Below are 7,376 nucleotides of genomic sequence, written 5' to 3' on the forward strand. Positions count from 1 at the left end.
TATCACGGATTCGGCGTCCGCAACGTCACGGTTCGATCCCGAATGTTTCGCCGGTCGTTTAGGCGTAGGATGGGATGGTCCCCCTAGTTCAGGAGTTCGCCATGTCCTCAGTCTTCGGCCCGCTCGTCGCCGCCGCCTCGATCCTGATGATCGCCGCCTGTGCGCCTGCCGCCGGCCCCTCGGAGCCGCCTATGGCCGGTCACGGAATGACGACGGTTCAGGTCAGCGCCACATACCGCGAGCGCATCCTGCTGCCGCCGGGCCATGTGCTGACGGTGCGGATCGAGGACGTGAGTCTGGCCGATGCGCCGTCGCGGGTGCTGGCCGAGCATACCGAGACCTTGCGGGGGCAGGCGCCGCCTTACCGGACCACGCTGGGCTTTCCTTCGTCACAGATCGATCCGCGCCATACCTATGCCGCGCGGGCGGAAATCCGCGATCCGTCGGGCGCTTTGAGGTTCGTCACCGACACCCGCTATCCGGTCCTGACCCAGGGCGCGGGCGCCAGCGCCGACATCGTGCTGAAATCCGTCGGCGGATGAGATCGTGAGCGGGCTGAAGAAGCGATCCGTCTCGCTGGCGGGCCACGCGACCTCGGTGGCGCTGGAGCCCGAGTTCTGGGCGGTACTGGACCGGATCGCGGCCGAGCGCGGCCTGAGCCAGGCCGGGCTGATGGTGCAGATCGACAAGGAACGCGGCCGTCGTCCTCTGGCCTCGGCCTGTCGTCTATTGGCGCTGGACTGGGTGGCACGCCCCCGGCCGGGCGCCGACTGAAGCCGACACCCTCTTGAATCCGCCGATGCAAGAGCGTCATCTGCGCCTGACGGACATCCCATCCGGGAGATAGTGGCCATGGCTGACAATCGCATCCTTCCCGCCGCCCTGATCGGCGGCCTCCTCGCCGTGGGGCTGATCGGCGGGGGCTGGGCCGTGGGTCAGGGCGTGGTCAATGCCCGCACCGGTGAACGCGGCGTGACGGTGCGCGGCGTGGCCGAGCGCAATGTGAAGGCGGATCTGGCGGTCCTGCCGCTCAAGTTCACGGCGTCGGGCGAAGTCCTGTCCGAGGTTCAGGCCCGGATCGACGGCGATCTGGCCATCGTGCGACAGTTCCTGACGGCCCAGGGCTATCCAGCCAACGCCGTGTCCCTCGGCCAGTTGTCGGTGGCCGATACCCGCTCGCGCGAGTGGGGCAGCCAGAACGGCGGGCCGCGCTTCATCCTGTCCCAGACGGTCGTGGTGCGCACCAATGACGTCGACCGGGTTCAGCAGACCACGCGGTCGCTGAACGAACTGGTCCGTCAGGGCGTGGTGCTTCAGGACTTCAACGGCCCTACCTATGTCTTCACCAAGCTGAACGACGTGCGGCCCGCCATGATCGCGGAAGCCACCGCCTCGGCCCGCACCGGCGCCGAACAGTTCGCCAAGGACTCGCGGACGCCGCTCGGGCCGATCCGGCAGGCGACGCAGGGTTCGTTCGAGATCCTGGCGCGTGACGAGATCGGCGACGAGACCACCTCCCTGGACAAGAAGGTCCGGGTGGTGACGACGGTCAGCTACCGGCTGAAGTGAACGCCTAGTTGGCGGGCGCCGGGGACGGCGTCGGCACGGTCGGCGTCTCGATGGGCGGCAGCTTGGGCGCCTCCATCTTGGGCAGGTTGACGTCGATGTCGACGTCCCGCGACGGGGCTTCGACCGCGCCGCCGCGCACGAAGACGAAATAGCCGATCACCAGAACGGCCACCAGCAGGCCGCCGATGAGGAAGGCCATGCCGCCACCGCCGCCCCTGCGACGCTCGGGCTCCACATTGATGGTGGTGTGGGTGGTCGGGGTTTCGCGCGGGATGTTGTTGTGGGGGTCGGTCATGATCAGTTCTTGGCCGGCGCTTCGACGGACGGCAGGTTGACGTCCACGTTCACGTCCTTGGTCGTGTCGGGCATGGCGCCCCGCCCGAAGACGAAGAAGGCGATCACCGCCACAACGACCAGCAGTCCGCCGACGATGAAGGCGAGGCCGGCGTTGCCGCCGCCGCCGGATCCAGTGTTCTCGGCCATGTGTTCTTCCTCCCAATGTTGTGGGGCTGAAACGGCGCGCGAGCGTGGCGGTTCCGCGCGCCTGCGGCCGCGCTTGGTGCAGGAGCGTGTGCTACATATGTTCTCCGATTCCCGAGCGCCCCGCCCGCTCCTGCCGAAGTCAGTCGCCGTGTCCGATGTTCCCGCTCCCCGTATCTCCGACCTCGCGCGCGCCAGAGGCCCTGCGGGCGACGTCGGCCACGCGGCGCCGGACTATCTGGCCGGGCTGAATGCGGAGCAGCGCGAGGCGGTCGAGACGACGGAAGGCCCTGTTCTGGTCCTCGCCGGCGCCGGCACAGGCAAGACCCGCGTCCTGACCACGCGCCTCGCGCATATTCTGGCGACCGGCCGGGCGAAGCCCTGGGAACTCCTGGTCGTCACCTTCACCAACAAAGCGGCCCGGGAAATGCGCGAACGCATCACCCACCTGATCGGCCCTTCTGCCGAGGGCCTGCGCTGGCTCGGCACCTTCCACTCGGTCGCGGCGCAGATCCTGAGGCGGCATGCGGAGCTGGTCGGGCTGAAGTCCAGCTTCACCATCCTCGACACCGACGATCAGGAGCGGTTGCTGAAGCAACTGCTCGAAGCAGCCAATATCGACACCAAGCGGTGGACGCCCAAGTCCCTGGCCAACCTGATCGACCACTGGAAGAACCGGGGATGGACGCCGGAGAAGCTGCCCTCGACCGAGGACTTCGCCAACGGCAAGGGCCACGCCCTCTACGCCGCTTATCAGTCGCGGCTGGCGACCCTGAACGCCTGCGACTTCGGCGACCTGCTGCTGCACAACCTGACCATCCTGTCGAAGCACGCGGATCTGGCCGATGAGTATCGTCGCCGGTTCCGCTACATTCTGGTGGACGAGTATCAGGACACCAATGTCGCCCAGTATCTGTGGCTGCGGCTGCTGACTTCATCCTCGGGAAACGTCTGCTGCGTCGGCGATGACGACCAGTCGATCTATGGCTGGCGCGGGGCCGAGGTGGACAACATCCTGAGGTTCGAGAAGGACTTTCCGGGCGCGAAGATCGTCAAGCTGGAGCGCAACTATCGCTCCACCACCCACATCCTCGGGGCCGCCTCCAGCCTGATCGCCGCCAACCGCGACCGCCTGGGCAAGACCCTGTGGACCGAGGCCGAGGGCGGCGACAAGGTGCGGGTGCGCGGTGTCTGGGACGGCGAGGCCGAGGCCCGGCTGATCGCCGACGAGATCGAGACTGCGCGTCGTCCCCATGCCGGCGAACCGGGGCTGAAATACAAGGACATGGCCATCCTGGTCCGCGCCTCGTTCCAGATGCGGGCCTTCGAGGAACGGCTGGTCATGCTGGCCATCCCCTATGCCGTCATCGGCGGCCCGCGCTTCTTCGAACGGGCCGAGATCCGCGACGCCCACGCCTATATGCGGCTGATCCAGTCCGAGGACGACGATCTGGCCTTCGAGCGGATCGTCAATGTGCCCAAGCGCGGCATCGGCGACACCAGCGTACAGAAGATCCTACAACTGGCCCGCCAACACGACCTGTCGGCCCTGACGGCGGTGCGCGGCCTGATCAACACCGACGAGCTTCAGGCCCGCACCCGCACCGCCCTGTCCAACTTCGTGCGCGACCTCGACCGCTGGCGCGCCCTGTCCGAGACCACGCCCCATTGGGAGGTCATGGAAACGGTGCTGGAGGAGAGCGGCTACACCGATATGCAGAAGGCCGACCGGACCAGCGGTCAGACCCGGTTGGACAACCTGAAGGAACTGACCCAGTCGATGCAGCAGTTCGAGACGCTGCAGGCCTATCTGGAACACGTCTCCCTGGTCATGGATCTGGAGCGCGCGACCAGCGACGATCCGAACGGCGACGGCGCGGTCCAGATCATGACCCTTCACGGCGCCAAGGGGCTGGAGTTCCCCTTGGTCTTCCTGCCGGGCTGGGAGGAAGGCGTCTTCCCCAGCCAGCGCAGCATCGATGAAAAAGGCGAGAAGGGCCTCGAGGAGGAACGCCGCCTGGCCTATGTCGGCGTCACCCGCGCCAAACAGGACGCCCGCATATCCTTCGCCGCCAATCGTCTGGTCTATGGCCGTTGGACCTCGCAACTGCCCAGCCGCTTCGTTGACGAACTGCCGATCGCCCACGTCGATCCCCAGTCCGACACCGGCTACTACGGCGCCTCCACCGGGATGAAGGAGGCCAAGAGCCGCTGGGACGACGCACCCATCTTCGGCAGCGGCTATTCCTCGCCCGGCTGGTAACGCGCCCAAAGCTTCACCGCCGCCCAGACGCCGAACAAGATCCCCGCCCGCAAGGCCGTGATCGAGGGCGACGGCCGCCTGATCGCCACCGCCGATCCCAAGTCCGGCTCCGGCTGGAAAAAGGGCGAACGCGTCTTCCACCAGAAGTTCGGCTACGGCCACGTCCGCGTCATCGAGGGCAATAAGCTGCTGGTCGATTTCGAAAAGGCCGGCGAGAAACGGGTGATCGACAGTTTCGTGGAGAAGGCAGGCTAAAAGGGGCGGGCTTCATCCGCCTTTGCCGCCGGCCAAGCTTTGGCCTAAGCCATCGCCTTCCCGTCTACGACCGAGTCCGCCATGTCCGCCCCTGCCCGTCCCACCGTTGATCGCGCCTGGCTTAGCTGGGCCATGCGGCGGATCGAGGCGGACTACAACCGCTCGGCCGACACCCATCTGATCCCGGTGGACATGCCGGCCCTGTCCAACATCGCCCTGTATCTGAAGGACGAATCCAGCCACCCGACCGGCAGCCTGAAGCACCGTCTGGCGCGGTCGCTGTTCCTCTATTCCCTCAGCAACGGCTGGATCGGCGAGGGCATGACCATTGTCGAGGCGTCCAGCGGTTCGACCGCCGTGTCCGAAGCCTATTTCGCCCGGATGCTGAACCTGCCCTTCATCGCCGTGGTGCCGCGCTCCACCGCCCAGGAGAAGATCGCCGCCATCGAATTCTATGGCGGCCGCTGCCATTTCGTGGACGTCCCGGGCCAGGCCTATTCGAAAAGCCAGCGGCTCGCCGACGAACTGGGCGGCCACTACATGGACCAGTTCACCTATGCCGAGCGGGCGACGGACTGGCGCGGCAACAACAATATCGCCGAATCCATCTTCGCCCAGATGCGACGCGAGCCCTGCCCCGTGCCCCGCTGGATCGTGTGCGGCGCGGGCACCGGCGGCACCTCGGCGACCATCGGCCGGTTCGCCCGCTTCAACCGCCACGACACCCGGATCTGCGTCGCCGACCCGGAAGCCTCCGTCTTTCACCGTCACTGGGCCGATGCGACGGTCCAGACCAGCCTCGACCGTCCGTCCCTCATCGAAGGCATCGGCCGCGCGCGGGTCGAACCCTCCTTCATCCCCAGCTTGGTGGATCGGATGATCGTCGTGCCCGACGTCGCCTCCATCGCCGCCACGCGCGTGCTGAGCCGGCGTCTCGGCCGCCCCTGCGGCGGATCGACCGGCACCAACCTGTGGGCCTGCGTCCAACTGGCCCAGGAAATGGCACGCGCGGGCGAGTGCGGCTCGATCGTGTCCATCCTGTGCGACCACGGCGACCGCTACGCCTCCACCTATTTCGACGACGCCTGGATCGCCGCCCAGGGCCTGGACACCGCCCCGTGGGAGGCCCGCCTGGACGCCTTCTTCAAAACGGGCGTCTTGCCCGACGCCTGAACCGCCTGTTTCGTCGGGGCGGACAGGTCTAAGAAGGCCCAAGCGGCCGGACCGGTCAAAACCTCAACAGGAGCCGACCATGGCGGGACTAAAGGACAAGCGCGGCTTCATCGACAAGGACCGCATCGACCTGTCGGAGCGCCAGTCGGTCGAATACTGGATGAAGCGCTGGGGCGTAACCAGGGACCAGATCACCGCCGCCCACCGCAAGGTCGGCCGCATGACCAAGGACATCGCGGCGGAGCTGGGTAAGAAGCGCTGACTGAGTTCACCTGAAGCAAATCGGCCCCGGATTGCTCCGAGGCCGGTTCAGTCTCTGACTCAGATATGCAGCACACGCCCGTAGGCGTCCAGCGCCGCCTCGTGCATGGCTTCCGACATGGTCGGGTGCGGATAGACGATGCCGTGAATGTCCTCTTCCGTCGCCTCCATGGTGATGGCGGTGACATAGCCCTGGATCATCTCCGTGACTTCGTGGCCGATCATATGGGCGCCGATCAGGGCGCCGGTCTTGGCGTCAAAGATCACCTTGACGAAGCCGTCGATCTCGCCGGCGGCCACGGCCTTGCCGTTCACGCGGAACGGGAAGCGGCCGATCTTGACCTCACGCTTCTCGGCGCGGGCGGCCTGTTCGGTAACGCCGACCGAGGCGACCTGCGGCTGGGCGTAGGTGCAGCCGGCGATGGGCGAATTGACGTTCGGGGTCTTGTAGCCGGCGATGAATTCGGCGGCGTGGATGCCTTCGTGCGAGGCCTTGTGCGCCAGCCAGGGCGCGCCGGCGCAGTCGCCGATGGCGAACAGGCCCTTGACGTTGGTCTGGCAGTGGCCGTCGGTCTTGATGTGGCCGCGGTCCAGTTCGACGCCCAGCGCCTCCAGGCCGATGCCGTCGGTGTTGGCGGTGATGCCGACCGCCGAGATGCAGACCTCGGCCTCCAGCGACTCGGCCTTGCCGCCGACCTCGATGTCCACCTTCACGCCGGCGCCGGTCTTGGAGACCTTGGTCACCTTGGCGCCGAGCTTGAACTTGATGCCGCGCTTCTCGAACGACTTCTGGGCGGCCTTGGAGACCTCCTCGTCCTCGACCGGCATGATGCGCTCGACCGCCTCGACGACCGTCACCTCGGCGCCCAGGGCGCGATAGAAGCTGGCGAACTCGATGCCGATGGCGCCCGAGCCGATGACGACGAAGGACTTGGGCAGTTTCTTCGGCGCCAGGGCGTCGCGATAGGCCCAGATCTTGTCGCCGTCGGCCTCCAGGCCGATCTGCGGCAGGGCGCGCGCCCGCGCGCCGACGGCCAGCATGACCGCCTTGGCCTCGACCGTGCGCGAACCGCCGGCCTTCAGGGCGATGACGACCTTGGGCGCCGCAGCGCCCTTCTCCAGCTTGGCCGAGCCCTCGATCACCTCGATCTTGTTCTTCTTCATCAGGAAGGCGACGCCCTTGTTCATCGTCGCCGCGACGCCGCGCGAGCGCTGGATGATGGCGTCGAAGTCAAACGACGCGCCGGACGCCGACAGGCCGTATTCCTTCAGATGGCTCAGGCTCTCGAACTTCTCGCCCGACTTCAGCAGGGCCTTGGTCGGGATACAGCCCCAGTTCAGGCAGATGCCGCCCAGGTTCTCGCGCTCGACGATG

At 66.9% G+C, this 7,376-nt stretch carries 8 protein-coding genes and 1 pseudogene; 6 read left to right on the forward strand and 3 right to left on the reverse strand.

The window, feature by feature from the left end; all coding sequences use genetic code 11:
• The first annotated feature begins 101 nt into the window (after nt 1-101).
• From ACT6QK_RS03350 to ACT6QK_RS03360, 3 genes are all read left to right on the forward strand, one after another.
• Entirely contained in the window at nt 102-542 is a 441-nt protein-coding gene (locus ACT6QK_RS03350) for a YbaY family lipoprotein (protein WP_444596390.1), read from the forward strand.
• Nucleotides 543-546: 4 nt separating this feature from the next.
• Nucleotides 547-774 carry a ribbon-helix-helix domain-containing protein gene (locus ACT6QK_RS03355; protein ID WP_444596391.1) on the forward strand — a complete coding sequence of 76 codons (228 nt, stop codon included), beginning with the start codon at nt 547-549 and terminating at the stop codon, nt 772-774.
• Between the two features lie 78 nt (nt 775-852).
• Nucleotides 853-1,569, forward strand: coding sequence for an SIMPL domain-containing protein (locus ACT6QK_RS03360; RefSeq protein WP_444596392.1), 717 nt, complete (start codon nt 853-855; stop codon nt 1,567-1,569).
• Between the two features lie 4 nt (nt 1,570-1,573).
• Here the strand turns inward: ACT6QK_RS03360 and ACT6QK_RS03365 are convergent, their stop codons facing one another.
• Together ACT6QK_RS03365 and ACT6QK_RS03370 are read right to left on the reverse strand one after the other, a co-directional pair.
• Complete coding sequence (locus ACT6QK_RS03365) at nt 1,574-1,864, reverse strand: hypothetical protein (protein WP_444596393.1); 291 nt, start codon at nt 1,862-1,864, stop codon at nt 1,574-1,576.
• 2 nt (nt 1,865-1,866) lie between these two features.
• Nucleotides 1,867-2,052 (reverse strand): hypothetical protein, encoded by a 186-nt coding sequence (locus ACT6QK_RS03370; protein ID WP_444596394.1) that lies wholly within the window; start codon nt 2,050-2,052, stop codon nt 1,867-1,869.
• A gap of 97 nt (nt 2,053-2,149) precedes the next feature.
• On the opposite strand from ACT6QK_RS03370, the pseudogene ACT6QK_RS03375 reads away from it, so the two are divergent.
• The 3 genes and pseudogenes from ACT6QK_RS03375 to ACT6QK_RS03385 all read left to right on the forward strand — a co-directional run bounded on the left by ACT6QK_RS03375 (nt 2,150) and on the right by ACT6QK_RS03385 (nt 6,002).
• A pseudogene (locus ACT6QK_RS03375) lies at nt 2,150-4,567 on the forward strand (ATP-dependent helicase).
• Between the two features lie 81 nt (nt 4,568-4,648).
• On the forward strand, nt 4,649-5,740 hold the full coding sequence (locus ACT6QK_RS03380) for a PLP-dependent cysteine synthase family protein (protein WP_040349515.1): 1,092 nt from the start codon (nt 4,649-4,651) through the stop codon (nt 5,738-5,740).
• 79 nt (nt 5,741-5,819) lie between these two features.
• Nucleotides 5,820-6,002 carry a DUF3606 domain-containing protein gene (locus tag ACT6QK_RS03385; protein ID WP_008259491.1) on the forward strand — a complete coding sequence of 61 codons (183 nt, stop codon included), beginning with the start codon at nt 5,820-5,822 and terminating at the stop codon, nt 6,000-6,002.
• A gap of 59 nt (nt 6,003-6,061) precedes the next feature.
• On the opposite strand, the gene lpdA is transcribed toward ACT6QK_RS03385, so the two are convergent.
• On the reverse strand, nt 6,062-7,376 hold a 1,315-nt coding region (gene lpdA, locus ACT6QK_RS03390; protein WP_444596395.1), incomplete at its 5' end, for a dihydrolipoyl dehydrogenase.

Source organism: Brevundimonas sp., assembly GCF_052436175.1.
GTDB lineage: Bacteria > Pseudomonadota > Alphaproteobacteria > Caulobacterales > Caulobacteraceae > Brevundimonas.

Coding starts and splice junctions, on each gene's coding strand:
- ACT6QK_RS03360 (WP_444596392.1), top strand. CDS start 853: ATGGCTGACAATCGCATCCTTCCCGCCGCCCTGATCGGCGGCCTCCTC.
- ACT6QK_RS03385 (WP_008259491.1), top strand. CDS start 5,820: ATGGCGGGACTAAAGGACAAGCGCGGCTTCATCGACAAGGACCGCATC.
- ACT6QK_RS03365 (WP_444596393.1), bottom strand. CDS start 1,864: ATGACCGACCCCCACAACAACATCCCGCGCGAAACCCCGACCACCCAC.
- ACT6QK_RS03350 (WP_444596390.1), top strand. CDS start 102: ATGTCCTCAGTCTTCGGCCCGCTCGTCGCCGCCGCCTCGATCCTGATG.
- ACT6QK_RS03370 (WP_444596394.1), bottom strand. CDS start 2,052: ATGGCCGAGAACACTGGATCCGGCGGCGGCGGCAACGCCGGCCTCGCC.
- ACT6QK_RS03380 (WP_040349515.1), top strand. CDS start 4,649: ATGTCCGCCCCTGCCCGTCCCACCGTTGATCGCGCCTGGCTTAGCTGG.